Here is a 24,591-nt window from a genome sequence, read left to right as displayed (position 1 = left end):
TGCCCTCCGCTGTGATCCTCTGATCCGGACGAACCGGAGACCGAAGCATCCATGTCCCTGTCCCAGAAACAGCACGGTGTCCTGAAAGGCATGATCGCCGCGGTGGTGCTGGCGGCCGCGGGCCTTGGCTACGGCGCTTTTTTGGCGCCGGTGGATTGGCTGCCTGACGCGGATTTCGAAGGCAGGATGTTGCTCGCCGGCCGATGCGTGCTCACCGTCGCCTTCTGGTTGCTTGCCGCCATCGGCCTGCTTGCGCGGCATCGTTTCTTCACGCCGGCCGATATCGACGGCAGCGGCCTGACGGCTGGCACCGATAAGGCGAGGGTGCTTCAGGCCGTGCTGCAGAACACGCTGGAGCAGACAGTGCTGGCGGCGCTCACTTATCTCGCCTTCGCGCTGCTCGCCCCGGCCGCACTATTGGGCGCTCTGCCCGCCGCTGCCGTCCTCTTCTGGGTCGGGCGGGCCCTTTTCTGGCACGGCTATGCAAAAGGCGCCGCCGCGCGTGCGCTCGGCTTTGCGCTGACCTTTTATTCCACCGCACTCCTGTTCCTTGCAACTGTCGCTCTGACCGTATTCTAACCAGCGGATTCCCTCAGCATGTCCCACGCGATCATCTTCGACTGCGAATACCTGACCACGCAGGGCGCCATGAACCGGATGTGGTGCGGGCCGTTCGATCCTGATCCCAATGTCGCGCAGATCGGTGCCGTCAAGCTGTCGCTCGAGCCGGACCACGCGATCAGCGGAACTTTCCAGGTCCTGATCAAACCCAGGGACCGGTTCGGCAGCGACACGCCGCTTGATCCCTATTTCACCGAACTGACGGGCATCAGCCAGATGTCCATAGACCGGGACGGCATTTCCCTCGCCGAGGCGGTGGAACGTTTCGACGATTTCTCGCAAGGAGCGACCCTGTGGTCGTGGGGCAAGGACGAGCTGACGCTCTTCGGCACAAGCTGCTACGTGGAAGGCGTTCCGCGACTGATCCCGGCGTCAAGGTTCGGCAATGCCTGTGGGCTGCTGCTGAAAGGCGGCATGCCCTATGCGGATCTGAAGAAGACCACCAGCGGCCGCCTGGCCGACTACTACGCAATAGAAGGCGCGCAACGGCAGCAGCATGATGCACTCGACGATGCCATGTCTGTTGCCTTGACCCTGCAACACCTGCTGCGAGCGAAAAACCTCAGCGCAAGCGACTTCACCCTGCCCCTGAGTGTCGACCGTCCGGTTCCCGCCTGACCCGGCGGGAGCGACTCACTCGCACGTCCCAAAACGAATTCAATCCTCTTTTCCGGTTACCACCGCTTTCCCCGTTTCAACGGTGATGTGTCCGATATCGCGCCAGTACGTTAACTTTTATTAATGCGATTTGGCGGATTTCTGCGGACAAAAGGTTAACGACAGGTTAATCTGGCACGGTGATTGCGACGTTTCAGGCAAGGCAGGTTTGAGCGTGCCATTCTGAAACAACGAGGCGGAAAAACGTGCGTGTAACCCCTGTGACATCTGCAGGCCGTGCCAATGTGAGGCGCCAGCGTCTCTCTTCGGGAGAAGAAGAGAACCAGCGCCAGGCCGACTTCGCGTCCTATTTGCCGGTGCCGGTTCAGCCCGAGCTGGAGCGCGAGCAACGCTCCTTCTCCACGCGCTACCATCCGAACTCGATTTTCCTCGCCCACCTGATCGCCACCCGCGATGGTGAGCCCCAGACAAGGTCGCGCAGGCAAACAGAACCCCTGACCGGGATCAACTCTTACCGCGCAACAGCCGCCCTGCCGCGCCGCCGCGCCGCCGGGCACCTCCTGAAGACGGAGCGCTAGGCCGCGAGACTTCATTCAAGATCCAGAAGTACCACTGGAGACCTTCAGCCCGGGGCCCTGCCCCGGGTTTTTTTTGGAACTTGCGACGGCCCACAGCCGTTTCAAGGCAGCAACCGCCGACCCGGACCCCGCAAAAGTGTGACGCGCGTCACATTTTTCTGTTGCCGGGCACCCTATATTGAAACACAGATCCGGAGTCCTCCGGACCTCCGACAGATGGCCACGGACTGGCCCGCCACGGAGATCAAGATGCAAGTGAAACCCGTTTCCGCGCTTCGCCCCCTGCGCATCCGGCAGAAGCCGGTGCCCGATTATATTCCGAACCCGGATCTCTTCGCACAGTCGATGGGCGCCTTCGGCGTCGACCGGATGCCCGCCAATATCGCCTACGCGGAACTGCAGCGCGACCTGCACTCCGGCTCGCATGCCGAATATGCGACCCAGCTGCTGGCAAGCCGCGATTTCGGTTATGAAACGGACATGGAGCGCCGGCAGCACCTGGCACAATACGCCGCTGCCTCGGAAGACGACGACCGTTCCTATACGGTGTCGCTGTCGGCCTGACCACGCTTACGAGTTACCCCGCAACACGCAGGAAACCGGCCAGGCCGGTTTTCTGGTGTTCGATCACGTGGCAATGAAATGCCCAGTCGCCCGGATTGTCGGCGACGAGGGCAACCTCCATCGTTTCCTCTTCCAGAAGCAGCGCCGTGTCTGTGACAAGTGGCGGCAGCGTGCGCTTGTTGGAGCGCAGCAGCCGGAAGGACAGGCCGTGGAGGTGGATCGGGTGATCGTTCGGCGTCTCGTTGCGGAACCGCAGGATATAGGATCCGCCGTGACGGAGCGTTGCCAGCGGATCGAGCGGCCCTGGCCGGTCGCCGCCCCAGGCCACCCGGTTGATCGACCAGAACGTATACCCAAGCGAACCGCAGATGCTGGCCTGTGGCGCGTCTCCCTCAGGCGACCAGCCAAAGACGAAATCCAGTACCTCGGCATTGCCGAGATCCGCTTCCGGCACCGGGTTCGGCGGCAGGGGTTTCAGCTCCTTGAGGGTTCGGCCAGCACTTGCACCGCGCGGCTGGAACCTGGCCAGCACCTTGTCGCCATTCGGCTTTTGCAGAAGCAGTGTCGCCACCTCGTTTTCGCCATCCGGCACCCTGAGCGCGATATCGGCGCGCTGGCCCGGTGCCAGCACAATCCCGCTTGCCGGCAGCGGCTTTGGCAGCGGGTTGGCATCGAGCGCAATCACCTGCGCCTCGGCCCCGGCGATCGAATAGGTGCCGATCCGGGTGAGATCCGTCACGGCAAGCCGCAGGCGTACAAGACTGCCGGCCGGCAATTCATAGACGGGATCCACCAGCCAGTTCACGGTCGATACCGTGCCGAGCGTGCCGCCGCGCGCCAGATTGCGCGCCTTGTAGAAGGCAATGAACTGCCCGTCGCCACCAAGCCGGAAATCGCGGATATTAAGCGGCAGGTCCTGGTCGAAGCCGGGATCCTCCTCTTCTTCCACCACCATGACACCTGTCAGACCGCGGGCGATCTGCTCCAGCGTGTTGCAATGGGGGTGATACCAGAAGGTGCCGGCATCGGGCGGGGTGAATTCGTAGCGGAAGGACTGGCCGGCCTCGATCGGGTACTGGGTCAGATACGGCACGCCGTCCATGGCATTGGCGATCCGGAGCCCGTGCCAGTGTACGGTCGTCGCCTCGTCCAGCGCATTGGTAACGTCAATGGTGGTCTTGCGGCCCTGCCTGAACCGCAGAACGGGCGGCGCTGCATCCGGCAGGAAGCTCATCATGTTTTTGGTCGCCGCCTCCGGCAGAATGCCGTGACTGAGCCTTGAAAGGGTAAGCGCGTGGTCGGCAGCCTGTGCCTGCCGGGCCCCGAACGCACCGGCCGCAAAGGCGGTCAACGCACCGGCTCCGCCGAGCAGGACCTCCCGTCTCGAAAATCCGGGCATTTTTACCTCATCTGATATCGGCGCGTCCGCAGGCACCAGACACCCGGAGCGCCGCGATCTCAAGGTTCAAATTGACGCGGCACCGCCATCTGCGGCCGGTCAGTACCCGGCCGCGTGCCCGTCCTTGCGGGGATCCGATCCGGCGGTGAGCAACTGCCGTGCCCTGTCGATCATGATCGCCTGCGACCCGCCAATCGGGCCGGCCGCCGGCACCACCTTGTGGCCGAGTGCCTCCAGCCCGCTGCGGGTCGCAGCCGGGACGCGGCTTTCCACCTGCAGGTCGTGGCTGGCAAGGTCGAAGAACATGCGCGGACAGTCGATCGCCGCCTGAACATCCATGCCGTAATCGATGATGTTGGTGAGCAGATGTGCGTGACCGCAGGCCTGGTAATGACCGCCCATCACACCGAAGGAAAGGAACGGCGACCCGTCCTTCAGCGCCATTGCCGGAATGATCGTATGCAGCGGCCGCTTGCCGCCGTCGATGGAATTGGCATGTCCCGGCGCCACCTTGAAGGACTTGCCGCGGCAGTGCAGCAGCACACCTGTATCCGGAGCAACGATGCCGCTGCCGAAATCGCTGAAGAGCGAATTGATGAAGGAAACGGAAAGACCATCCCGGTCGACCACGGTCAGATAGACCGTGTCCGTCTGCGGTGCCAGCGCGGCTTCCGGCACCGAGGCCATGCGCTTGTCCAAAGAGACCATTGCGGCCAGCTGGCCGAGATAGTCCTCGCCGATCAGCCGGGAATGGCACACATCCATATAGCCTGGATCGGTGACGAAACGGTCGCGCACCGCATAAGCGATCCGCGCCGCCTCCATCTCCAGATGGAACCGTTCCGGTCCGAGCGGATCGAGCTTTTCAAGACCGAAGCGCTCCAGGATGCCGAGCATGATCAGCGCGATAATGCCCTGGCCATTGGGCGGCAGCTCGGCGACCGTATAGCCCTTGTAATCGCGCATCACCGGCGAGACTGCCGTGGTGTGGCAGGCGGCAAGGTCGTCCTGGGTCATCAGCCCGCCGCGGGACTGCAGCGCAGCCACGATGTCTTCGGCGATCTTGCCGTGGTAGAAGGCGTCCGCGCCGCCTTCTCCAATCATCGACAGGGTTTCGGCGATCCGCGGATATTTGAGGATCGTTCCCGCCTTCGGCGCTTCGCCGTCGATCAGATAGCGCGCGGCCGAAATCTCGTCTGAGCGCAGCTTGCCGACAACCTCGGCCCAGTCGCGGGCAACACGCGGTGCCACCGGAAAGCCGTCTCGGGCATACTGGATCGCCCGCTGCAGCAGCGATTTGAAATCCCGGGTTCCATGCGCCTTCAGCAGCGTCTCCCAAGCGCGGACGGCGCCGGGCACAGTGACCGCATGCGGCGACGTGTCGGTGATTTCGGTGACACCGAGCTCAGCCAGTTTCTGCGGCGTTGCCGCACGCGGCGCGGCACCGGAGCCGTTGAAGCCGGTCAGGCGTCCATCCGGTTCCATGACGATGGCAAAGCAGTCGCCGCCAATACCGGTCATGTGAGGTTCGACGACACACTGGACAGCGACGGCCGCAATCGCGGCATCGACCGCGTTGCCGCCCGCCTGAAGCACTTCCAGGGCCGCGCTGGTGGCCAACGGATGCGAGGTCGCAGCCGCACCTTCCCGCGCGAAGACCGGGGACCGGCCCGGTGCCTCAAAATCACGCTTCACTGAATTCCTCCCGCCCGAAACGGCATTTGTTCCTAAATGCCGCAATAGCTTCTTGGCAATGCCGCCTATTCGCCAACGCTCTGGTCTGTTAGCAAATCCACATCGCGCGCAGCACCTTAAGAAGAACTTGCGCAATGCGCAAACCCATACGCGGAACCGGCCAACCCTTGCAGGTGAGGCTCCGAGGCACGGCATCGGTTCGACCACTCGACAGGGAGGAATTCCATGACACTCGGCTTAGGACTTTCAACGGCGGAGACCATCTGTTCCGCCGCGCTGGCAAAGGCGGCGGAGCTGAAACTGAAGCCACTGACGATCGCCGTGCTCGATGCCGGCGGCCATCTGGTGCTGCTGAAGCGCCAGGACGCGTCTTCGATCCTGCGGCCGCAGATCGCCACCGGCAAGGCCACCGGCGCGCTCGCCGTCGGCACGGGCACCAGGTGGCTGAATGCCAATGCGGAAACGCGGCCGCATTTCATCAATGCACTGAACGGCGCCTCGGGCGGCGCCATCATCCCGGTTCCGGGCGGTGTTCTGGTGAGAAATAGCGAGGGCCAGACCGTCGGCGCCGTCGGCATCACCGGCGACACCTCCGACAACGACGAAGCCTGCGCTGTCGCCGGCATCGAAGCTGCGGGTCTCGTCGCCGATTGCGGGTGAGGGGTCTGGACCAGTCTTGTTTCAAAATCGGCTCCTCCCCCCAACCTCATCCTAAGGGCCGGAAGGCCCGTCTCGAAGGATCGGCGGCATTCTCCTGAGCCCGCGGCCCCTCCTTCGAGACGCGCGCAAGCGCGCTCCTCAGGATGAGGGCGTGGTTGAAGCCTATGCTGCTTTTCTAAAGCCTGAAGATTATCCCGCGTATCGAAGCCCCGGGCCTCCTCGCCGACTGCGGGTGAGGGGTCTGGACCAGTCTTGATTCAAAATCGGTTCCTCCCCCCAACCTCATCCTGAGGAGGGCCGGAAGGCCCGTCTCGATGGATCGGCGGCATTCTCCTGAACAAGCGGCCCCTCCTTCGAGACGCGCGCGAGCGCGCTCCTCAGGATGAGGACGTGGTTGAAGCCGATGCTGCTTTTCAAGGCCTGACGATTGATCCCGCGTATCGAAGCTGCGGGCCTTGACGCCGACTGCGGGTGAGGGGTCTGGACCAGTCTTGTTTCAAAATCGGCTCCTCCCCCCCGACCTCATCCTGAGGAGGGCCGGAAGGCCCGTCTCGAAGGATCGGCGGCATTCTCCTGAACAAGCGGCCCCTCCTTCGAGACGCGCGCAAGCGCGCTCCTCAGGATGAGGCTGTGGTTGAAGCAGATGCCGTTTTCAGAACCTGGCGATTGATCCCGCGAAGCAAGGCAATATACCCGGCTCAATCAGCTCCCAGGACCTTGCGGTAAACCCCCAAAGGACCTGAAGCCGATTGCAGCAGGTTGATCTGCTGCCAGCCGCGCTTGAGGACGAGCGACTGCGCCGATGCGGTCGCCGTCAGAATTTCCGGAAAACCAAGCCTGATCGCTTCCAGCTCTGCGGCTTCGATCAGCAACGTGCCGATACCCGTCCGGCGCTGATCCTGAGGCACCAGAAGCGCCGTGAGCCAAGCTCCCGGATAACGGTCCGAGCCCGGGGACGTATCCCGCAGAGAAACTGTTCCGACCGGTTGATTGTCGGCATTGAGTGCCATGAGACACCGCGGCAACCGCCCAGGAGGGTTCAGGCAGCGGTCCAGGTCGCGGCGGGCATCGCCGGGCCCGGCAAGGCCATACCAGCCGGGCCATTCCGCGCAATACCAGCGCTCGATCTCCTCCAGCACTTCCGGAACGGCGCCCAACGCAGTAAGGCGCACGGATGGCGCGGGCGCACGAGGGTCAGACATGGACGGCAAGGGCCGTCTTCAGGACTTTTCGGAGAGCTGGTTGATCTTCTTCTGCATTTCTTCCAGCTGCTTCTTCATGTCGTCGAGGTCAGAGCCGCCGCTCTTGGCGGGCTTCGCCGCCCCGGTGGCGGACGGTGCCTGCTCGCCGGAACCGGTCGGGAAGGGCATGAACATCTTCATCGCCCGCTCGAACATTTCCGTGTTGCGCTTGACCTGGTCCTCGATCGCCTCGAAGGCGGTGGCACCGAAGGCTTCGCTCATCTGCGAGCGCAGCTTTTCCTGCTCCTTGGTGAGCGAGGTCATGGAATATTCCAGGAAGCTCGGCACGAGCCCCTGCATGCTGTCGCCGTAAAAACGGATCAGCTGGCGCAGGAACGTGACCGGAAGCAGGTTCTGCCCCTTGCCTTCCTGCTCGAAAATGATCTGGGTCAACACGGAGCGGGTGATGTCCTCGCCGGACTTTGCGTCATAGACGACAAAGTCCTCTTCCCCCTTCACCATCACCGCCAGATCCTCAAGCGTGACATAGGTGCTGGTGCCCGTGTTGTAGAGCCGCCGGTTGGCGTATTTCTTGATGATTGTCGGCTCGCTGGTCTTTGCCATCCGTGAGTTCCGCCTGTCAGCCTTGTGGCTAGTTTCCCATTTGACGACAAGGCTTTCGCAGGCCTGTCATCTCCTCCGGCTATGAGACTATGCCAATCGCAACGGGTCGTGCCAGCATTTTATGTGCGCCGACGAAAGGATTATGCCGCAAATGCGAAAAGAGGTCGCCGATACGGAGTGATACGGTTGACACAAATCGCACCGCAAGTTCTAGTCCAAGCATAAACGGGGGAAACAGGTGCCGTAACGGCGCCAGCCCACTACGGCCAAAACGGCCATAAGTCCTGGAGAGTATGATGAGCGCTTTCACCGATATCGTCATTGTCAGTGCGACCCGCACGCCCGTGGGGTCCTTCAACGGCGCTTTCGCCAATACCCCGGCGCATGATCTGGGCGCCATCGTCATGAAAGCTGCCATGGCACAGGCCGGCGTTGAGGGCGGCGACGTCGACGAAGTGGTGTTCGGCCAGGTGCTGACCGCCGGCCAGGGCCAGAATCCGGCCCGTCAGGCAGCGATCAATGCCGGCATTTCCGATGCCGCCACCGCCTGGACGCTCAACCAGGTCTGCGGTTCGGGCCTGCGCACCGTTGCTATTGCGGCGCAGCAGATCCTGACCGGCGACGCCACCATCATGATGGCGGGCGGCCAGGAGAACATGTCGCTGTCGCCGCACTGCGCCCATATGCGCGCCGGCTACAAGATGGGCGACTACAAGATGATCGACACCATGATCAAGGACGGCCTCTGGGATGCCTTCAACGGCTATCACATGGGCCAGACCGCCGAGAACGTTGCCGAGAAGTGGCAGATCAACCGCGACCAGCAGGACGAATTCGCCGTTGCCTCCCAGAACAAGGCGGAAGCCGCCCAGAAGGCCGGCAAGTTCAAGGACGAGATCACCCCGGTGACCCTGCAGGAACGCAAGGGCGAGCGCGTTGTCGCCGATGACGAATATATCCGCCACGGCGCCACCCTCGACAGCGTTGCCAAGCTGCGTCCCGCCTTCACCAAGGACGGTTCCGTGACCGCTGCCAACGCCTCCGGCATCAATGACGGCGCCGCCGCCATCCTGGTGATGAGCGCCGCGGAAGCCGAAAAGCGCGGCCTCAAGCCGCTCGCCCGCATCGCTTCCTGGGCAACCGCAGGCGTCGATCCGGCGATCATGGGCTCCGGCCCGATCCCGGCCTCCCGCAAGGCGCTGGAAAAGGCCGGCTGGTCCGCTGCCGACCTTGATCTTGTGGAAGCCAACGAAGCCTTCGCCGCCCAGGCCTGCGCAGTCAACAAGGACATGGGCTGGAACCCGGACATCGTCAACGTCAACGGCGGCGCGATCGCCATCGGCCACCCGATCGGCGCTTCCGGTGCCCGTATTCTCTGCACGCTGCTGCATGAGATGAACCGCCGCGACGCCAAGAAGGGCCTCGCCACGCTGTGCATCGGCGGCGGCATGGGCGTTGCTATGTGCCTGGAGCGCTGATCGGTCGCAAGCAGATAGGATCGCGTCCGGTTGCATCCGGACGCGATTCAACCATAACTGCAAGAACGTCAAAGAGTGACAGAGCCCACAGGGCCGGAACTGGAAGTCAGGAGGAAGGGGAATGAGCAAGGTCGCATTGGTCACGGGTGGCACGCGCGGTATCGGCGAATCGATTTCGCGGGGGCTGAAGGACGCAGGCTATACCGTGGCGGCCACTTATGCCGGCAACACAGAAAAGGCCGAGGCCTTCAAGGCCGAGACCGGCATCCACGTCTACAAGTGGGACGTCTCCGACCCGGATGCCTGCGCCGCCGGCATTGCCCAGGTGGAAAGCGAACTGGGCCCGGTGGAAGTGCTCGTCAACAATGCGGGCATCACCCGCGACGGCATGTTCCACAAGATGAGCTTCGAACAGTGGCGCGAGGTGATGTCCACCAACCTCGATTCCATGTTCACCATGACCAAGCCGGTGATCAACGGCATGCGCGAGCGCAGCTCCGGCCGCATCATCAACATCTCGTCGATCAACGGCCAGAAGGGCCAGATGGGCCAGGCCAACTATTCCGCCGCCAAGGCCGGCGTGATCGGCTTCACCAAGGCCCTGGCGCAGGAAAATGCGTTCAAGGGCATCACCGTCAACTGCGTGTGCCCGGGCTACATCAACACGGACATGGTCGCGGCCATGCCGGAAAAGGTGCTGCAGTCCATCGTCTCCGGCATCCCGGTCGGCCGTCTTGGCCATCCGGAGGAAATCGCCCAGACTGTGGTCTACCTCGCCTCGGACGCCGCCGCGTTCATGACCGGCGCCGTGATGACCATCAACGGCGGCCAGTACATCGCCAACGGCTGAGGCCAAGTCACCAGCACGGAAAAGGCGCCCGCTGCGGCGCCTTTTTTATTGGTGCTTCCAGGAATTCTCCGGCACCGGACCTTTGAAGAACTTCCAGATCCGGTTCATCGGATTGGGTGCCTCTTCTTCGTCAAGGCTCCGGGCATCGGTCACCTCCAGCTCGAACGCCGCGATCATGTCGACCTGGCCGTCCAGCAGCGTGATTTCCTGCCTGGTTGTCTTGAGCGACAGACGGCCCGTCAGAAGAACCGGCTCGTAGATCTGGTCCGGCCGCCAGTCTGTCTGCAGTCTGTAGCGGATCATCTGGTTCGGGTCGGGAGCCGGCACATGGCTGCACATGCCCTGTTCCGGCACCAGGTAGCCGGTGTCCACCTGATCACTGCCCGGCTCCTGAACGGGAATGACATAGCCGGTAATCGCGATTTCTTTTCCCACCAGCTCGGGATTGCCTGCCAGGGCTGCGGCTGCCCGTTTCTTGCCGATTTCCAGCCGCTGGGCCAGAAGCGTGTCGGTTGCGACGCCAGCAGCCGCGAGCTTTGCCTCCTCCTGCCGCAACCGCTGCTCGATTGCGGGACGCGCGTTTCCACCGCCATCTGCCGCGTTCAGCTGCTGACGAAGCTGCAACACGGTGCCGAGCGAGCGCAGCTGCGGTCCGCTGAGGGCGGCAAAGGGGTCCTCGAACCGAGCCGCCTTCGGGTCCTTCAGATCGTCCCAGAGGATGGGCACCGCAGCCTTCACTCCGGATGCGAGCATCAGGACCGCCAGGAAGACAATGCTCAGGCGTTTCATGGTTTCAGGCCTCCTCGCGCCCGGACTCAGGCGCAATAATGCGTCTGGCCGCAAAAAGCGCACGCTCTATCTGCCTATTCGAGCCAGAGTTCTTGACCCTGACACGTTGCATCCCCTATGTCCGGAATCAGACCGCCTGAACAGGATAACGTATAAACATGGAATTCGAACACGCCCCGAACGATCCCACCCGCAAGGAAATGTCGCCGCTTCTGAAGCTGGTGCTGGAGCTGGGACCGCTTGGCGTCTTCTTCCTTTTCAATGCCCGCGGCGAGCAGATCGCCGAGATGTTTCCGCTGCTGCAGGCGGTGGGCAAGCCGATTTTCCTGGCGACCGCCGCCTTCATGGTGGCCATCTCCCTATCGCTGGTGGTCTCGCTGTGGCTGACCAGGCGCCTGCCGATCATGCCGCTGGTCTCCGGCGCCGTCGTGCTGGTCTTCGGCGCGCTGACCCTGTGGCTGCATGACGAGCTCTTCATCAAGCTGAAGCCGACCATCGTCAACTGCCTCTTCGGTTCCGTCCTGCTCGGCGGGCTCCTGTTCGGCAAGTCCCTGCTTGGCTATGTCTTCGACAGTGCCTTCAAGCTGACCGACGAGGGCTGGCGCAAGCTGACCTTCCGCTGGGGCGTGTTCTTCTTCGTGCTGGCCGCCATCAACGAGATCGTCTGGCGCAGCTTCTCGACCGATTTCTGGGTCAGCTTCAAGGTCTTCGGCATCATGCCGATCACCCTCGTCTTCACCCTGACCCAGCTGCCCCTGATCCAGAAACACGCAATCATCGAGGATGGCAAGGACGCCTGAGGCTGGGGCGAGCTTCGGAAGTTCATTCGTCTGATCGTCGGAACTTTAGCTGTTCCCCGGTTGTCATCCCCGCACCCGCTTTCGCGGGCATAAACTCCAGCGGGGACCCGGGAAACTTCATCCCCTCAGTTCAAATCGCAGGCGCCCGGTGTCCTGGGTCCCGGTCCTCCGCTGCGCTGCGCCCGGGATGACGGCGCCCTGCTTAAAACAAGCGCTCAGTGCATGTCCCCATGCCCGAAAGAGACATCCCTGCGGGCGCCGGTGATGGAGATGGAAAAGCCGGCGATCACGTCGATCAGCGAAATCGCCATCAGGATGAAGAACAGCGACGTCGCCGCCTGCTGCAGCACCAGAAACTCCACCAGATAGGCAACGAAGACCAACACCGAGAACATGTGGTCGAGAAGGGCCGTCGTGCCGATACGGGTCGCTTTCAGGATTTCGATGAAGAGGAAGAACAGCCCGACCGTGATCAGCACGTCGCTTATCAGCAGCTCGAACGTTGCGCCGGAGACCATGGAAATGGTGATGATGGGCTGGGCCCAGAAGCCGGGCTCGTTTGCGCCCGCCGTGAACGCCAGGGCGTTGTAGATCAGCAGCGAGAACAGCGTGAAGGGAATGGCGGAGAAAAGGCGCATTGGGCAACTCCCGGAAAATCAGGCCAGGGTGAGGTGACCAGGTTAGGGCAGAGTGCGGCGAGCTGACACGATCTTGAAAGCCAATTCAAGGCAGCAAAATAGAAAAAGGCCGGCCTGTCGGAACAAGGCCAGCCTCAATCTGGTTTGCCATGCGGCGATCCACCGAAGGGTCATCCAGCGCTCAACCGAGCGCGAGGATTATGCTTCGTCCTTGGCGGTAAGGATCTGACGGCCCCGGTACATGCCGGTCTTCAGGTCAACGTGATGCGGACGGCGCAGTTCGCCCGAATCCTTGTCCTCGACGTAAGTCGGCTGCTTGAGGGCGTCCGCGGAACGGCGAAAACCGCGCTTGGAGCGCGAGGTTTTTCTCTTTGGAACGGCCATTTTGTTTTTCTCCGTGGTCCATAACAGCGCGGCCCGGACCGGGTCAGCCCGGGGCGTGGCGACACGCAGCGTGTTGGAATGCGCGGCGTTATACAGGCAACGCCGACGTTTTGCCACCCCATAGCGAAAAAATTCTTGGTCTAAATAGAACAGTCCCGATCAGGAGGCCATCCGCCGTCCCTTATTTCCCCAGAACACAATCGAAAATCGGCCCTGCGACCTTTACGCGTGCCAGGTTCGTAGCCGACAGGCGACGGTGTCCGGAGCCCGGTTTTGCCGGGTTGCGGGCGATAGGATTGGGCAGGGCGGTTGCGAGTCTGGCGGCCTCGGTGCCCGTCAGGTCCTTCGCCTTCTTGCCGAACCAGGCCTGGGCCGCAGCTTCCGCACCGAAGATGCCTTCGCCCCATTCGGCGATGTTGAGGTAGATTTCGAGGATCCGCCGCTTGGAGAGGATCGCGTCCAGCATCAGCGCCAGCGGCAGCTCAAGTCCTTTGCGGATGTAGGACCGCCCCCCCCAGAGGAACAGGTTCTTTGCCGTCTGCATGGTGATGGTGCTGGCCCCGCGCGGCTTCTCGCCATCGCTCAAGGCTTCCACCTGGTCCTGCAGCGCGTCCCATTCCACGCCATGGTTCTCACAAAAGCCGCTGTCCTCGGAGGTGATGACGGCTTTGACGAGGTTTGGCGAGATCTCCTCGAGCGGCACCCATTGCCGGTCGACCCACAGGAACTGGGCGTAGCGGGCGATCATCAGCGTCGAGATGGGCGGGACCACGGAATAGATGACGGTGAGGACCGGCGGCAACAGGACGATGACCAGAAGCAGCTGCAGGACGCGCTTGCGGATGGTGCCATAGAGCCCGCGCTTGCGTCTGGACGCGCCGCCGGAGCCGGGCCTTTCGCCAGTTGCAGGTTTAACCCTCGCCATTCAATTCCCGTTCGTTATCGACAATGAAGTCGCGGATGATCGGCACGGCATCGCGCTCCTTGGACAGGAGAAGCTGGAAGACCATGTTGGACCCGTGCAGAAACCCCAGCTCCACGGCATAAAGATAAAACTCCCACATGCGGCAGAAGGTTTCATCGTAGAGGTCTGCCGCCTTCGACCGGTTGTTTTCGAACCGCAAGCGCCAGTCTCTGATCGTGTAATAATAGTGCAGCCGCAGAATTTCCGCATCGCAGACCCATAACCCGAGCCGCTCCGTCGACGCAAAGACTTCCGACAGCGCCGGAACATAGCCCCCGGGAAAAATATACTTGCGGATGAAGGGCCCGGTCGTTCCCGGAGGGGTCATCCGGCCGATGGAATGGACGACCGCATAGCCGGCCGGCGTCAGGCACTTGCGGATCTGGCCGAAATAGTCGTCGAGGTGTCCGATGCCGACATGTTCCATCATGCCGACGGAAATGATCCGGTCGAATTGCCCCTCGAATTCCCGGTAGTCCTTCAAAACGAATTTGACACGATCCTCAAGCCCTGCCGCCCTGACGCGCTCCTCGGCGATCTTCACCTGCTCCGGCGATACGTTGAGCGAGGTCACCCTTGCGCCCGCCTGCGCCATCCGGATGGCAAGCGACCCCCAACCGCCGCCGATTTCCAGCACGTCCATGTCCGGCTTCAGATCGAGCTTGGCGACCAGATGCGTCAGCTTCGCCGCCTGCGCCTGTTCCAGCATGTCGTCTGCGGAGGTGTAATAGGCGCAGCTGTAATTAAGGCCTTCATCCAGGAACAGCCGGTAGAGATCCGTCGACAGGTCATAATGGTGCCGGGCCTGGGACTTTGCCTTTTCGACGCTGTTCTGCTGCTGGCGGCGGCGGAAAAGTTTCCAGCCCTTGCGCAGAAGCCCCTGGACCGGATTGGCGCCAAGCGGGGCTCGGTTGATGGAGAAGAGGAACATGAAGTCGTAGCAGGTCGAGCCCTCCTCCATGGTCAGCGTCCCGTCCATATAGGCTTCGCCTGCCGCCAGTTCCGGATTGAGGAACAGGGAGCGGTAGAGCTTTGTGTCATGCAGCCGGATGGTGACTGTCGGCCCATCCTCACCCGATCCGAATTCGTGCACGGACCCGGCAACGTCGATCACGCGCATGCGGCCGCGCTTGATGAAGGATCGCAAAAGGCTCGACAGCAGTCTCATTGGCAAAGTCTCCGGAATTTAATGGCTGAAAAGAATTGGACGGGCGGCTCCGGCTGTTTTTTCAAATTCGAGCCTTGACGATACAGAGAATTGGTTTCAGGGAAACCCGGACTGTAGAAATTGTTGCCGATCCGTGCCGGAGCCCGCCGTGACCCTTGATCCGAACCAGCATCTGAACGCCCAGGCAAAGTTCGTCGACGCGACGCTGGAAACGCTGCTCAGCCCACAGACCCTGGTGGATGAAACGGCGCGGCCGCCGCGCCTCATCGCCGCCATGCGCCACGGTGCGCTCAATGGCGGCAAGCGCCTGCGGCCGGTGCTGGTGCTGGAGACGGCCAAGATGTTCGGCCGGGTGGACGAGGGCGTGCTCAAGGGGGCCTGCGCCCTGGAACTGATCCATTGTTATTCGCTGGTCCATGACGACCTGCCCGCCATGGACGACGACGACTTGCGCCGCGGCCAGCCGACGGTGCACAAGGCCTATGACGAGGCCACCGCGATCCTTGCCGGCGACGCGCTCCTCACCCTCGCCTTCGACGTCATTGCCGGCGAAGCGGTGCATCCGGATGCCGCCGTCCGCCTGCGGCTGTCGCGGGAACTTGCCCGCGCCTCCGGCATCGGCGGCATGGCCGGCGGCCAGATGCTGGACCTGGAATCGGAGCACCGGGAGCGCACGGAAGCGGAGATCCGCCTGCTGCAATCGATGAAGACAGGTGCGCTGCTGCGCTATGCCTGCCGCGCGGGCGCGATCCTGGCAGATGCGCCGGATACCGATGTCAGCCGCCTGACACGCTTCGGCGAGGTCATCGGACTGGCCTTCCAGCTCGCCGACGACCTTCTGGATGTGGAAGCAAGCGCGGAAACCATGGGCAAGGCCACCGGCAAGGATGCGGAAGCCGGCAAGGCGACGCTGGTCGGGCTCTGGGGCGCGGAGAAGACACGCGCGGAACTTGGCCACCTTCTGAAGGAGGCCGAAAGCCTGCTTGCTCCCTACGGCAAACGCGCCTCAGTCCTGACCGATCTCGCGGGCTTTGTCGTCAGCCGCACCAACTGACAATCGGGACGGGCGAAAGCCGGATCAGCTGACAGAAAGGCCCTTGAGCTTGTCCGCCAGCCAGGCAAGGCCCTTGTCCTCGATGCCCATCTCTTCCAGATGGGCGGATGTGTTGATCACATATTCCGGATTGGCGCCGGACTTCCCTACCGCGCTGACGACTATGTCGAGCTGGTCTTCCAGCGGCAGGGCACCGGCATATTGTTCGTGGCCATGGTCGACCATGTAGACCAGCGCCTCGACCTTCTCGCCGCCGTCCAGCTCGATGCTGTGCCAATGTTCCTTGTAGACCATGGTCGTCTGTTCGCGGGCGCGCAGATAGGCAAGGGTTTGGGGCCAGATTTCTTCTGCGACCTGATAGGCCATGCCGCGGCAGGCACCGCCATTGTCGAGGCCGAAGACAAGACCCGGCCGTTCCTGTGTGCCGCGATGGACCCAGGAGTAGACGCACAGGGACCGATGAGCGCCCCTGAGCAGCGCCGGTGACGCGCGCAAGTGATCAAATCCCGGGTTCCACATCAAAGAACCGTAGCCAAAGACCCAAAAAACGCTCATATCGACCTGTCTTCTGTTGCCGCACATGCCGAGATAGCAAGCCGCACCGGCCGATTCAATGGCACGTCCAGCCACCCCGGCCTGTTGGCTTCGCCCGGTCCGGGCTGCCGCATGCGGCCAAACCAGAGAGTATGACGCCTTGCCAGACAACGACACTGCGACCGGTACCGAGACAGACATTGCAAACGGCTCCAAGACCAAACCGTCAAAGCCTTCCAGACGCCGCTACGGGTTCCTGGTGGCAGCGATCGTGCTGGCAATCGTTGGCTGGTCAGCCGCCTGGGCCTATGGACGTTCGGTGCTGGAAGAAGAAATCAACCGGCAGATGATCCGGCTGGAGGCGCAGGGCCTCAAGGTGACCTGCACCGATCTTGCCATTGCCGGCTACCCCTTCCGCTTCGAGGTCAGATGCGACGGTCTGCAATCGGCCGACCGCTGGGGGGCCGGCGGGTCGCTCGGAGGCATCGCGGCGGTCGCGCTCATCTATAATCCCTGGCACGTCATCCTGGAGGCCGGCTCGCCGGCTTCGCTCACGGTTCCGGTGAACGGCATTGCGGGCGACCTCACCTGGGAGACTGCCCGGGCAAGCGTCAAATTCAGCAGCACGGCCCTTGGCACACTGGTTGCGGTGATCGAAAAACCCGAGGCGGCCTTCGAAACCGAGGTGTCCGCAGGGCTCTTCGCGGCGGAAAAGACAGAGTTGCACCTGCGCGCGGTGCCGGACGCGCCGGAGACCCTGGAAGGCTTCCTGACGGTAGAGGATCTTGCCCTCAAGTCCCTGCCCGAGCTGCAGCAGACGATTTCCTTGCGCGGCCACACCCGCATCGAGGGCGGCACGGCGCTGTTGGCGGGAACGAACCTCGCCTCGCTGGTCTTCGCAAGAGGAGAAGTGCCGATTCAGCTGGTTCTGCTGGAGACAATTGTCGGCGACGGCCGCCTGGTGGCGAGTGGCGATCTGGTGCTTGCCGGCGACGGCCTCTTGACCGGGTCGCTCAAGCTCGACATCGGCAATGCGGACAAGCTGCTGCAAACGCTGAAGCCGCTCCTGCCGCGGGACGAGCGGACCTATTCGCTGCTTGAAAACATCGTGAAGAGCCTCGAGCCGGCGGCAACGGAGGTCGACGGCATCAAGACGATTACCCTGCCCGTCGCCATCGACCGTGGCCTCGTTCGAGTCGGTTTCCTGCCGGTCGGCCAGATCCCGCCGCTATTTGCTGCCGGGATCTGATGCCAGCCGGCGTCAGTCGCCGGCGATGCGGTCAATCGGGATGATATAGCTCTTGCGGTGGTCGGGCTCGGCGATCTTTTCGTAAAGCGCGACCGCCGGCGTGTTCTTGCCCGGCACGATCCAGCGCAGATGCAGCCAGCCGCGGTTCTTGCCCATGGTGGTCAGCGTCTCGATCATCTTGCGGGCGATGCCCTGGTTGCGGTGGTCCGGATGGACATAGATATCGTCCATCTGGCCGATCCTGAGGCCCGTGATGAGTTCCGGCAGGTCGAAGAAGACCGCGAAACCGATCAGCTTGTCGCCGTCGAAAGCGCCCAGAACTTCCGCAATCTTGTCGCTGAGAATGCGCTCGGCATAATAGTCGTCCGGCCGGCGGGGCGCACCGCGTTTCAGCGCCTGGGCGTTTTCGGCGATAAGCGGCGCAAGCTGATGGGCATCATCCAGCCTTAGGGCTCTGATTTGCGGTGTCGTCATGAAGTCCCCGGAAAGCAAATCGATTGAGGTGTTCTCCCCACCATGTCCCGAAAACGGTGAACGGATCAAGGACTTCAATTCCTGGCGGGCTGCGACATGACTTCGCCTGCGGCTTCCGGCCGGAACTTTCGTTTTCCGGCCTTTCGCGGACCCGCTATTCATGCCATGAGCGACAGCAGCAACGACAAACAGGCAGAGGTCATGGCGGACAGGCAAAGGTTGAGGGCGACCCTGATTGGGCTGACAGCGGTGCTGATGTGGGCAACGCTCGGGCTTTTCGGAGCCGGATCGGGCAACGTTCCCCCTTTCCTCATGAACACGCTCTGCTTCGGTTTCTCCGGAACCGCCGCCCTGGTCTGGCTTGTGGCGACCGGCCGGACAAGGCTTCTGCGCCAGCCGATCGGCGTCTGGGCCTTCGGCACCATCGGCCTCTTCGGCTTCCACTTCTTCTATTTCACCGCGATCCGCAATGCGCCGCCGGTGCAGGCGAACCTCATCAACTACACCTGGCCGCTGCTGATCGTGCTGTTCTCGGCACTTCTGCCCGGCGAGCGGCTGCGCCTTCATCACGTTATCGGTACGGTGCTCGGCCTTGCCGGTGCGGCACTGCTGATTGCCGGCGACAAGGGCCTCTCCTTTTCCGGCGGTTCAGCGCTCGGCTATGGCGCGGCTGTCGCCTCGTCGCTGTTCTGGTCCAGCTATTCGGTTCTCTCGCGCCGCCTCGGCAAGGTGCCGACCGAAGCCGTCGCCGGATTCTGCCTGATGACGGCGCTGCTCTCCGGTATCTGCCACATATTCCTGGAGGAAACGGTCTGGCCCGCCGCGCCGCTGGAATGGGCTTCGGTCCTGGCGCTTGCGGTGTTTCCGATCGGACTGGCGTTTTTTACCTGGGACATCGGTGTCAAGCGTGGCGACATCCAAGTTCTGGGCGCGGCCGCATATTCCGCGCCTCTGCTCTCCACCCTGCTGCTGATCGCCTTCGGCTTCGGCGCGCTGACGATCTCAGTCGGCATTGCCTGCCTTGCCATCACGCTCGGCGCGGTGATTGCGGCCAAGGACATGCTGTTCAGACCGTCCGCTGGAAAAGCCCGCAAGGAAACGGAACCTGCTTGAATGAAGCGCAGGCCTCCCCCCTTCGGCGAATTCCCCTTGTCGCTCCCTTCCATTAGCTTAACCGGAATTCCGTTTCGCCGAAGCTCAGGACCGTTCCATGACCGCACCTCTCAGACCCCGCCGCTCCGCCCTCTACATGCCCGGCTCCAATGCCAGGGCATTGGAAAAGGCGCGGACGCTGGATGTGGACTGCCTGCTGCTCGACCTTGAGGACGCGGTCGCCCCCGATGCCAAGGATCTGGCACGGACGCAGATCGTCGACGCGGTGACCGCAGGCGGTTATGGCGAACGCGAGGTGGTCATCCGCATCAACGGCATGGAGACCCCCTGGGGCGAGGACGATCTGGCCGCGGCGGTCAAGGCGGACCCCGATGCCATCCTGGTGCCCAAGGTGAATGCTCCGGCGGATCTGCAGCTCGTCGCCCATAAACTGTCGCTTCTCGGCGCGTCGCCCAAGCTGAAGATCTGGGCGATGATGGAAACGCCGCTGGCAATGCTGAATGCCGGCGCCATCGGCGCCTGCGGACAAGACCCTGCCGTGCGCCTTTCCTGCTTCGTCATGGGCACAAACGACCTTGCCAAGGAAACCCGTGCCAGGCTTACCCCCGGCCGCGCGGTGATGATGCCCTGGCTGATGACCTGCGTTGCCGCGGCCCGCGCCGGCGGCATCGACATCCTCGACGGGGTCTACAACGCCTTTCAGGACGAGGAAGGCTTTGCCAGTGAGTGCGCGCAAGGTGCGGAGATGGGAATGGACGGCAAGACGCTGATCCACCCGAAGCAGATCGCACCCTGCCACGCGGCCTTCAGCCCCTCGGAAGACGAGGTAAACTGGGCCCGCCGCATCAACGCGCTTTTCGACGAGCCTGAGAATGCCGGCAAGGGTGCAATCCAGGTGGACGGCAAGATGGTGGAAAGGCTACATGCTGAGATGGGCAAGCGGGTCATCGCTATTGCCGATGCCATTGCCGCCCGAACCTGAGATTTACGAGAGACCTTCATGAAACTCTACCGCTTCATCACCGGCATCGACGACAGCGAATTCTGCCACCGGGTCACCCAGGCGCTGAACAAGGGCTGGCAGCTGGCCGGTTCGCCTTCGCTCACCTATGACGCCACGCGTGGCGCGACCATCTGCGGCCAGGCGGTGACGAAGGAAGTCGAAGGCGCTGAATATTCACGCGACATCAAGCTCGGCGAATACTGAGCCGGTCCCGAGGGGCAGAAAAGGATCCACAACATCGCACGTCCGGCTCCGGCCGGGCGTGCGCTTGCAGAAAGTGCCTGCGAAGCCGATCAGTTGGTAGAGGCGGTATTCAGGGCCGAGGACCCGTTCCCGATCAGGCCGGACAGATCCGTCATGAAGGGCGTGTGGCCGGCCTCGAGATAATGGTAGACCTGCGTAACCCCGATAAGCCGTGCCATCACCGGCATCTCCGAGAGGTTGCCATCCTTCACAAGCGCGTCGACCGCCAGCAGACTTGCCAGAAAACCGTCCAGCCCAAAGCGGGTAAAATCATCGAGCATTTCCCCGCTCGTTGAATATTCGACGAACCGGTAGCGATCACTTTCACTGGCGGCGACATCTTCCTGCCACTTCCTGCCGATCGTGTATCCGATGACGCTGTCTTCGCTCAGCTCCCTTTTCGGATGCGTCCAGATGGATTGCTGAACTTCCAGAACCGGCACTGCCGAACGCACGAAGTCGACCGTATAGGATCCTTCGATTACGGGAAGGCGATAAAGTTCTCCGCTGACGTTGCCGGCGTTGAATTCCACGACACCGCGCCTGCCAGGAAAGGGCAGAACGGTCAGCTCGCATCCCAGCTGCCGATAGAGGGTTTCCAGTTTGGGAAGCAAGATTGAATTCAGGCCCGCACCGGTAACCGTCGCGATGGCACCGGGGCAATAGGAAGCTGCGGAGGCAGCAGGCGCCAGCATCCCAGTCACGACGATGAGAATTGCAAACCGGAGCATGATCGACCTCGGACGATCCGTGAAGTGGTTCTAATCGGCAAGTATTATATCCGATTTATCAGGATCTCTCAAATCCGAGCGGGAAATTGCATTAAAAACCAAAGGTTGATACAAGAAATATTACACTTAATTTTACACCAAATTCTCCACAATTACTCCTCCGGGGTTGCATTTTTGCATCAACAGTATCCAAAGAGACACTCGTACATTAGTGAGACTACTTACAATCGTCACCTTACGAGAGCCGGGTTTTCGAACGGACGAACCCGCCCGAGCAAGACACAGGGAAGTCAATTCGCCACTGTCGCAAGCTAATGCGCCCGCCGGACGAGCCAACCCGTCGCTGCGAAAGCCGCAACACAGGTTGCACCGAGCCCTGCGAGGACGCTTGCACCAAGAGTGCCAAGCTCGATTTTCCAGTCGAGCCCGAACTGCGTCACCTCGGCGAGCGCAAAGGCTGTGAGCAATGTCCAGGTCAACGCAAGAAATGTCGAGACCGGTTCGCTAAAACCGCCTGTCCCGATGCGGGTCTTCCGAAGAAGCAGCAGCGCGAGACCGAAATAGATCGCGCTCGTGACAATGAAAAAGGTTCCGAGCAGTGCGTGCATGATTTCACCTGATCTTTCTGCGGGGGTAGCGAACCGGCATTGCCGGCTCGCCTGCGGTGCACAAGGCGATCGTTTCAACCTGACTCAGGGACCCGTGCCGGATCTCCCATCAGTGATTGGCCGGGTCGGTTTCGGCGTCGAAGGCGAGCATGGCAACCTTGACGCAGGCCCAGACTGTCGGAACCAGGATCAGGAGGCTCAAGACAGCGAACGGCAACAGGGACAAGACAAGGTACCCGCCGAGCGACCAAAGGATGAGGAAAGCAAAAGTCAGGATCAGTGTATCGATGAGGACAGTTGCCGACACGGCAGCGAACACACTGCCGAAAGTGATCAAACGCGTTTGGCGTGCGATCACTGCACCTTGATGTTCAGGAAGCATGGTTTAAATCCGAAGTACATCCGAGCGTTTTGCCGAATGTTTGAAAGCGAGCCGAAACACTGTTCCACCTGTGTTTTCGTCGCCTGCTCAAGAGATATTTTTCGCCATATCGCTTTGCAATTAGACGAAAAATATTTAAGGCACGGCATCCGCCGCCGCTATTTTGCCGCTATTTAGTTAAACGCGCACGCGATTCAGAAGAATACGCCGCAGATCCATGAGACTTAACTTAGATCAAGCAAATAGATCTCTAGATTTTTCTTAAGAGCGGCTTGCATAGAGGATTTCGAGTTCCCATGTGATGTCGGCTCGCACTGCGAGCACCCTGCACGCGCTCTCAGCCCTTCCGTGCCAGGTGTCGACGGCGGCGCTTTAGGATATCTCGAATGGACCTGTTGCTTATCAAAGTGATGGGGGAGCCAGTGTGGATGTGGGGGTTGTTCCTGACCCTCGTCCTGGCATTGCTGGCGTTTGACCTCGGTGTGCTCCATCGGCGTCCGCACAAACCCACCCTGAAGGAAAGCTTGCTGCTTTCCGGCTTCTATATCGGCCTCGGCCTTCTCTTCAGCCTCTGGATCTGGCAGATGATCGGGCCCCAGGCCGCCATGTTGTACCTGACGGGTTTCGTGGTCGAAAAGAGCCTGTCACTCGACAACGTCTTCGTGATCGCCTGCATCTTTTCCTACTTTGCCATTCCGCAGGCCTATCAGCACAGGGTCCTGGTCTACGGCATTCTTGGGGTCATCGTTCTGCGCGGCATAATGATTGGCGCGGGAACCGCGGTTGTGACCCAATTCGAATGGGTGCTTTATCTCTTTGCGGCCTTTCTCGTGGCCACGGGCATAAAGATGCTCATGGGACAAGGCGAACACTATGATGTCGCGTGCAACCCGGCATTGAAGCTTCTGCGCCGATGGCTTCCTCTGAGTGACCGGCTGCATGAATGCAGGTTCTTCGTCCGCCTGGACGGCCGTCTCGTCGCAACACCTTTGTTTCTGACCCTTTGCATGGTGGAAATCGCCGACCTTATCTTTGCCGTCGATTCCATTCCCGCAATCTTCTCGATCACCACAGAACCCTATCTGGTCTACACCTCGAACATTTTCGCAATTCTCGGACTGCGCGCGCTTTACTTCGTGCTTCTCGTGATGATCGACCGTTTCGATTATCTCAAATACGCCCTGTCGCTTGTCCTGATCTTCATCGGCAGCAAGATATTCGTCGCGGATCTGTTTGGCCTGGAGAAATTCCCGCCGGCCCTTTCGCTGACTGTGACGCTCACGCTGATTGGCGGAGGAATACTCGTTTCTCTCTGGTCGTCCAGAAAGGTCAGACCAGTTGACGCTGCCAATACCCAGGCGGGGCCCGATCCGGACCCTCTGCACTGACCCGGTACCCGTACAAAACGTCCTTGCTGCTTGCCGTTTGCGCGGTTTCGCCCGCCCGGCAAGGCGTGCAGAACCGGCAAGGCATGCAGAACCGGCACTTGCCGCCGTTCGATTGAAGCGCCCTAGGCAAACTTCAAAAGAATATCCTGCAACAGGTAAAACGCTGCCCAGACGAGACCGTAGACCACGCCTGAAACCAGGACGAAGCCCGCCAGAGCGGCAACCAGACCGGCAAGTACCGCCAGGCCGTCGCGCTCCAGTATTCCAAGGGCCAGCAGCGCAAGTGCCAGGCCCGGCAACATGTTGCCAAAGGGAATGGGCAAAAAGATTATCATCGCCAGCAGGAGGCCGACGAGGCCGATGAACCGCTCACAGGTTGGCGTGGTCAACAGGGCCAGACGGGGTCTGGCGACTTTTTCAATTCTCTTCAGGAAAGGCAGGGTCGCATTGACGATTTTCTCGAAGTCCTTGCGTGCGAACGATCTCTTCGAGATAAAGGCCGGGAGCCACACGGTCCCGCGTCCATATGCCAGCTGCCATGTGATAAACAGGAGCGGTGCCCCGAACAGGGCCGAGACCCCCGGGATAGTGACCGGTAGCAGGTTGGGAACGGCAAACAGGAATATCATCGCGCCGAAGGCGCGCTGCCCACACCCTGCCAGAATATCCCCAACCGAAACGCGTTCTCGGCTGCCGTCTTCAAGCAAGTCGGCAAGTATCCGTGACAACCGGCGTCCATTTTCCGGGAACAGGATAGAGATGGGACTAAGGGACTTGTCGTTGACGTTGTCCATGTCAGGG

General features: G+C 61.6%; 29 protein-coding genes. 15 read left to right on the top strand and 14 right to left on the bottom strand.

What is annotated here, in order from left to right; translation table 11 throughout:
* Positions 1-51: 51 nt before the first annotated feature.
* From ACX3M4_RS19490 to ACX3M4_RS19475, 4 genes are all read left to right on the top strand, one after another.
* On the top strand, positions 52-579 hold the full coding sequence (locus tag ACX3M4_RS19490; RefSeq protein WP_459354647.1) for an MAPEG family protein: 528 nt from the start codon (positions 52-54) through the stop codon (positions 577-579).
* An 18-nt stretch (positions 580-597) separates the two neighbouring features.
* Positions 598-1,239: a 3'-5' exonuclease gene (locus ACX3M4_RS19485; RefSeq protein WP_459354646.1), complete on the top strand. Its 642-nt coding sequence runs from the start codon at positions 598-600 to the stop codon at positions 1,237-1,239.
* Between the two features lie 245 nt (positions 1,240-1,484).
* Positions 1,485-1,817 carry a hypothetical protein gene (locus ACX3M4_RS19480; protein WP_459354645.1) on the top strand — a complete coding sequence of 111 codons (333 nt, stop codon included), beginning with the start codon at positions 1,485-1,487 and terminating at the stop codon, positions 1,815-1,817.
* Positions 1,818-2,066: 249 nt separating this feature from the next.
* Positions 2,067-2,381 (top strand): hypothetical protein, encoded by a 315-nt coding sequence (locus tag ACX3M4_RS19475; protein ID WP_459354644.1) that lies wholly within the window; start codon positions 2,067-2,069, stop codon positions 2,379-2,381.
* A 13-nt stretch (positions 2,382-2,394) separates the two neighbouring features.
* On the opposite strand, the gene ACX3M4_RS19470 is transcribed toward ACX3M4_RS19475, so the two are convergent.
* Positions 2,395-3,780 carry a multicopper oxidase family protein gene (locus ACX3M4_RS19470; RefSeq protein WP_459354643.1) on the bottom strand — a complete coding sequence of 462 codons (1,386 nt, stop codon included), beginning with the start codon at positions 3,778-3,780 and terminating at the stop codon, positions 2,395-2,397.
* Positions 3,781-3,879: 99 nt separating this feature from the next.
* A complete protein-coding gene (gene ggt, locus ACX3M4_RS19465) occupies positions 3,880-5,475 on the bottom strand; it encodes a gamma-glutamyltransferase (RefSeq protein WP_459354642.1) in 1,596 nt (531 codons plus the stop codon).
* 225 nt (positions 5,476-5,700) lie between these two features.
* Between ggt and ACX3M4_RS19460 the strand changes: the two genes are divergently transcribed.
* Complete coding sequence (locus ACX3M4_RS19460; protein ID WP_459354641.1) at positions 5,701-6,135, top strand: GlcG/HbpS family heme-binding protein; 435 nt, start codon at positions 5,701-5,703, stop codon at positions 6,133-6,135.
* A gap of 698 nt (positions 6,136-6,833) precedes the next feature.
* Here the strand turns inward: ACX3M4_RS19460 and ACX3M4_RS19455 are convergent.
* Positions 6,834-7,337, bottom strand: a complete 504-nt coding sequence (locus ACX3M4_RS19455) for a GNAT family N-acetyltransferase (protein ID WP_459354640.1) — start codon at positions 7,335-7,337, stop codon at positions 6,834-6,836.
* An 18-nt stretch (positions 7,338-7,355) separates the two neighbouring features.
* Positions 7,356-7,940 carry a polyhydroxyalkanoate synthesis repressor PhaR gene (phaR, locus tag ACX3M4_RS19450; protein ID WP_459354639.1) on the bottom strand — a complete coding sequence of 195 codons (585 nt, stop codon included), beginning with the start codon at positions 7,938-7,940 and terminating at the stop codon, positions 7,356-7,358.
* Between the two features lie 296 nt (positions 7,941-8,236).
* Between phaR and ACX3M4_RS19445 the strand changes: the two genes are divergently transcribed.
* On the top strand, positions 8,237-9,418 hold the full coding sequence (locus ACX3M4_RS19445) for an acetyl-CoA C-acetyltransferase (protein WP_459354638.1): 1,182 nt from the start codon (positions 8,237-8,239) through the stop codon (positions 9,416-9,418).
* A 121-nt stretch (positions 9,419-9,539) separates the two neighbouring features.
* Positions 9,540-10,268, top strand: coding sequence for an acetoacetyl-CoA reductase (phbB, locus tag ACX3M4_RS19440; protein WP_459354637.1), 729 nt, complete (start codon positions 9,540-9,542; stop codon positions 10,266-10,268).
* Positions 10,269-10,313: 45 nt separating this feature from the next.
* On the opposite strand, the gene ACX3M4_RS19435 is transcribed toward phbB, so the two are convergent.
* The gene (locus ACX3M4_RS19435) at positions 10,314-11,057 is read right to left on the bottom strand and encodes a DUF3299 domain-containing protein (RefSeq protein ID WP_459354636.1); all 744 of its coding nucleotides are present in this window, start codon (positions 11,055-11,057) and stop codon (positions 10,314-10,316) included.
* Between the two features lie 158 nt (positions 11,058-11,215).
* Between ACX3M4_RS19435 and ACX3M4_RS19430 the strand changes: the two genes are divergently transcribed.
* Positions 11,216-11,857: a septation protein A gene (locus ACX3M4_RS19430; RefSeq protein ID WP_459354635.1), complete on the top strand. Its 642-nt coding sequence runs from the start codon at positions 11,216-11,218 to the stop codon at positions 11,855-11,857.
* A gap of 215 nt (positions 11,858-12,072) precedes the next feature.
* Here the strand turns inward: ACX3M4_RS19430 and ACX3M4_RS19425 are convergent, their stop codons facing one another.
* The 4 genes from ACX3M4_RS19425 to ACX3M4_RS19410 all read right to left on the bottom strand — a co-directional run bounded on the left by ACX3M4_RS19425 (position 12,073) and on the right by ACX3M4_RS19410 (position 15,011).
* Complete coding sequence (locus tag ACX3M4_RS19425) at positions 12,073-12,495, bottom strand: hypothetical protein (RefSeq protein ID WP_459354634.1); 423 nt, start codon at positions 12,493-12,495, stop codon at positions 12,073-12,075.
* Between the two features lie 198 nt (positions 12,496-12,693).
* Positions 12,694-12,879, bottom strand: coding sequence for a 50S ribosomal protein L32 (rpmF, locus tag ACX3M4_RS19420; RefSeq protein WP_094072957.1), 186 nt, complete (start codon positions 12,877-12,879; stop codon positions 12,694-12,696).
* A gap of 181 nt (positions 12,880-13,060) precedes the next feature.
* Positions 13,061-13,804, bottom strand: coding sequence for a monofunctional biosynthetic peptidoglycan transglycosylase (gene mtgA, locus ACX3M4_RS19415; protein WP_459354633.1), 744 nt, complete (start codon positions 13,802-13,804; stop codon positions 13,061-13,063).
* Positions 13,791-15,011 carry a class I SAM-dependent methyltransferase gene (locus tag ACX3M4_RS19410; RefSeq protein WP_459354632.1) on the bottom strand — a complete coding sequence of 407 codons (1,221 nt, stop codon included), beginning with the start codon at positions 15,009-15,011 and terminating at the stop codon, positions 13,791-13,793. The genes mtgA and ACX3M4_RS19410 overlap by 14 nt, the downstream gene beginning before the upstream one ends.
* A 148-nt stretch (positions 15,012-15,159) precedes the next feature.
* Here ACX3M4_RS19410 and ACX3M4_RS19405 point away from each other — a divergent pair, with 148 nt between their 5' ends.
* A complete protein-coding gene (locus ACX3M4_RS19405) occupies positions 15,160-16,065 on the top strand; it encodes a polyprenyl synthetase family protein (protein ID WP_459354631.1) in 906 nt (301 codons plus the stop codon).
* Between the two features lie 24 nt (positions 16,066-16,089).
* Here ACX3M4_RS19405 and ACX3M4_RS19400 read toward each other — a convergent pair whose 3' ends face one another.
* The gene (locus tag ACX3M4_RS19400) at positions 16,090-16,620 is read right to left on the bottom strand and encodes a gamma-glutamylcyclotransferase (RefSeq protein WP_459354630.1); all 531 of its coding nucleotides are present in this window, start codon (positions 16,618-16,620) and stop codon (positions 16,090-16,092) included.
* A 139-nt stretch (positions 16,621-16,759) separates the two neighbouring features.
* On the opposite strand from ACX3M4_RS19400, the gene ACX3M4_RS19395 reads away from it, so the two are divergent.
* Complete coding sequence (locus ACX3M4_RS19395) at positions 16,760-17,848, top strand: DUF2125 domain-containing protein (protein WP_459354629.1); 1,089 nt, start codon at positions 16,760-16,762, stop codon at positions 17,846-17,848.
* A gap of 12 nt (positions 17,849-17,860) precedes the next feature.
* On the opposite strand, the gene ACX3M4_RS19390 is transcribed toward ACX3M4_RS19395, so the two are convergent.
* Entirely contained in the window at positions 17,861-18,322 is a 462-nt protein-coding gene (locus tag ACX3M4_RS19390) for a GNAT family N-acetyltransferase (RefSeq protein ID WP_459354628.1), read from the bottom strand.
* Positions 18,323-18,487: 165 nt separating this feature from the next.
* Between ACX3M4_RS19390 and yddG the strand changes: the two genes are divergently transcribed.
* From yddG to ACX3M4_RS19375, 3 genes are all read left to right on the top strand, one after another.
* Positions 18,488-19,435, top strand: a complete 948-nt coding sequence (gene yddG, locus ACX3M4_RS19385) for an aromatic amino acid exporter YddG (protein WP_459354627.1) — start codon at positions 18,488-18,490, stop codon at positions 19,433-19,435.
* Positions 19,436-19,532: 97 nt separating this feature from the next.
* Positions 19,533-20,417, top strand: coding sequence for an HpcH/HpaI aldolase/citrate lyase family protein (locus ACX3M4_RS19380; protein ID WP_459354626.1), 885 nt, complete (start codon positions 19,533-19,535; stop codon positions 20,415-20,417).
* Between the two features lie 18 nt (positions 20,418-20,435).
* Entirely contained in the window at positions 20,436-20,642 is a 207-nt protein-coding gene (locus tag ACX3M4_RS19375) for a DUF1737 domain-containing protein (RefSeq protein ID WP_459354625.1), read from the top strand.
* A gap of 89 nt (positions 20,643-20,731) precedes the next feature.
* Here the strand turns inward: ACX3M4_RS19375 and ACX3M4_RS19370 are convergent, their stop codons facing one another.
* Both ACX3M4_RS19370 and ACX3M4_RS19365 read right to left on the bottom strand, forming a co-directional pair.
* Complete coding sequence (locus ACX3M4_RS19370; RefSeq protein ID WP_459354624.1) at positions 20,732-21,412, bottom strand: hypothetical protein; 681 nt, start codon at positions 21,410-21,412, stop codon at positions 20,732-20,734.
* Positions 21,413-21,723: 311 nt separating this feature from the next.
* The gene (locus ACX3M4_RS19365; RefSeq protein WP_459354623.1) at positions 21,724-22,020 is read right to left on the bottom strand and encodes a hypothetical protein; all 297 of its coding nucleotides are present in this window, start codon (positions 22,018-22,020) and stop codon (positions 21,724-21,726) included.
* On the opposite strand from ACX3M4_RS19365, the gene ACX3M4_RS19360 reads away from it, so the two are divergent.
* The gene (locus tag ACX3M4_RS19360) at positions 22,019-22,579 is read left to right on the top strand and encodes a hypothetical protein (RefSeq protein ID WP_459354622.1); all 561 of its coding nucleotides are present in this window, start codon (positions 22,019-22,021) and stop codon (positions 22,577-22,579) included. The genes ACX3M4_RS19365 and ACX3M4_RS19360 overlap by 2 nt on opposite strands.
* A gap of 209 nt (positions 22,580-22,788) precedes the next feature.
* Positions 22,789-23,790, top strand: coding sequence for a TerC family protein (locus tag ACX3M4_RS19355; RefSeq protein ID WP_459354621.1), 1,002 nt, complete (start codon positions 22,789-22,791; stop codon positions 23,788-23,790).
* A 122-nt stretch (positions 23,791-23,912) separates the two neighbouring features.
* Here the strand turns inward: ACX3M4_RS19355 and ACX3M4_RS19350 are convergent, their stop codons facing one another.
* Positions 23,913-24,584: an exopolysaccharide biosynthesis protein gene (locus ACX3M4_RS19350; protein ID WP_459354620.1), complete on the bottom strand. Its 672-nt coding sequence runs from the start codon at positions 24,582-24,584 to the stop codon at positions 23,913-23,915.
* Positions 24,585-24,591 lie beyond the last annotated feature (7 nt).

The organism is Roseibium sp. M-1, from assembly GCF_054515675.1.
This window is presented reverse-complemented; position numbering and strand designations above follow the sequence as displayed.

Excerpts from the sequence above, each read along its gene's own strand:
- ACX3M4_RS19490 (WP_459354647.1), top strand. The coding sequence starts at position 52 with ATGTCCCTGTCCCAGAAACAGCACGGTGTCCTGAAAGGCATGATCGCC.
- ACX3M4_RS19485 (WP_459354646.1), top strand. The coding sequence starts at position 598 with ATGTCCCACGCGATCATCTTCGACTGCGAATACCTGACCACGCAGGGC.
- ACX3M4_RS19475 (WP_459354644.1), top strand. The coding sequence starts at position 2,067 with ATGCAAGTGAAACCCGTTTCCGCGCTTCGCCCCCTGCGCATCCGGCAG.
- ACX3M4_RS19470 (WP_459354643.1), bottom strand. The coding sequence starts at position 3,780 with ATGCCCGGATTTTCGAGACGGGAGGTCCTGCTCGGCGGAGCCGGTGCG.
- ACX3M4_RS19460 (WP_459354641.1), top strand. The coding sequence starts at position 5,701 with ATGACACTCGGCTTAGGACTTTCAACGGCGGAGACCATCTGTTCCGCC.
- ACX3M4_RS19455 (WP_459354640.1), bottom strand. The coding sequence starts at position 7,337 with ATGTCTGACCCTCGTGCGCCCGCGCCATCCGTGCGCCTTACTGCGTTG.
- phaR (WP_459354639.1), bottom strand. The coding sequence starts at position 7,940 with ATGGCAAAGACCAGCGAGCCGACAATCATCAAGAAATACGCCAACCGG.
- ACX3M4_RS19445 (WP_459354638.1), top strand. The coding sequence starts at position 8,237 with ATGAGCGCTTTCACCGATATCGTCATTGTCAGTGCGACCCGCACGCCC.
- phbB (WP_459354637.1), top strand. The coding sequence starts at position 9,540 with ATGAGCAAGGTCGCATTGGTCACGGGTGGCACGCGCGGTATCGGCGAA.
- ACX3M4_RS19435 (WP_459354636.1), bottom strand. The coding sequence starts at position 11,057 with ATGAAACGCCTGAGCATTGTCTTCCTGGCGGTCCTGATGCTCGCATCC.
- ACX3M4_RS19430 (WP_459354635.1), top strand. The coding sequence starts at position 11,216 with ATGGAATTCGAACACGCCCCGAACGATCCCACCCGCAAGGAAATGTCG.
- ACX3M4_RS19425 (WP_459354634.1), bottom strand. The coding sequence starts at position 12,495 with ATGCGCCTTTTCTCCGCCATTCCCTTCACGCTGTTCTCGCTGCTGATC.
- rpmF (WP_094072957.1), bottom strand. The coding sequence starts at position 12,879 with ATGGCCGTTCCAAAGAGAAAAACCTCGCGCTCCAAGCGCGGTTTTCGC.
- mtgA (WP_459354633.1), bottom strand. The coding sequence starts at position 13,804 with ATGGCGAGGGTTAAACCTGCAACTGGCGAAAGGCCCGGCTCCGGCGGC.
- ACX3M4_RS19410 (WP_459354632.1), bottom strand. The coding sequence starts at position 15,011 with ATGAGACTGCTGTCGAGCCTTTTGCGATCCTTCATCAAGCGCGGCCGC.
- ACX3M4_RS19400 (WP_459354630.1), bottom strand. The coding sequence starts at position 16,620 with ATGAGCGTTTTTTGGGTCTTTGGCTACGGTTCTTTGATGTGGAACCCG.
- ACX3M4_RS19390 (WP_459354628.1), bottom strand. The coding sequence starts at position 18,322 with ATGACGACACCGCAAATCAGAGCCCTAAGGCTGGATGATGCCCATCAG.
- yddG (WP_459354627.1), top strand. The coding sequence starts at position 18,488 with ATGAGCGACAGCAGCAACGACAAACAGGCAGAGGTCATGGCGGACAGG.
- ACX3M4_RS19380 (WP_459354626.1), top strand. The coding sequence starts at position 19,533 with ATGACCGCACCTCTCAGACCCCGCCGCTCCGCCCTCTACATGCCCGGC.
- ACX3M4_RS19375 (WP_459354625.1), top strand. The coding sequence starts at position 20,436 with ATGAAACTCTACCGCTTCATCACCGGCATCGACGACAGCGAATTCTGC.
- ACX3M4_RS19370 (WP_459354624.1), bottom strand. The coding sequence starts at position 21,412 with ATGCTCCGGTTTGCAATTCTCATCGTCGTGACTGGGATGCTGGCGCCT.
- ACX3M4_RS19360 (WP_459354622.1), top strand. The coding sequence starts at position 22,019 with ATGATTTCACCTGATCTTTCTGCGGGGGTAGCGAACCGGCATTGCCGG.
- ACX3M4_RS19365 (WP_459354623.1), bottom strand. The coding sequence starts at position 22,020 with ATGCACGCACTGCTCGGAACCTTTTTCATTGTCACGAGCGCGATCTAT.
- ACX3M4_RS19355 (WP_459354621.1), top strand. The coding sequence starts at position 22,789 with ATGGACCTGTTGCTTATCAAAGTGATGGGGGAGCCAGTGTGGATGTGG.
- ACX3M4_RS19350 (WP_459354620.1), bottom strand. The coding sequence starts at position 24,584 with ATGGACAACGTCAACGACAAGTCCCTTAGTCCCATCTCTATCCTGTTC.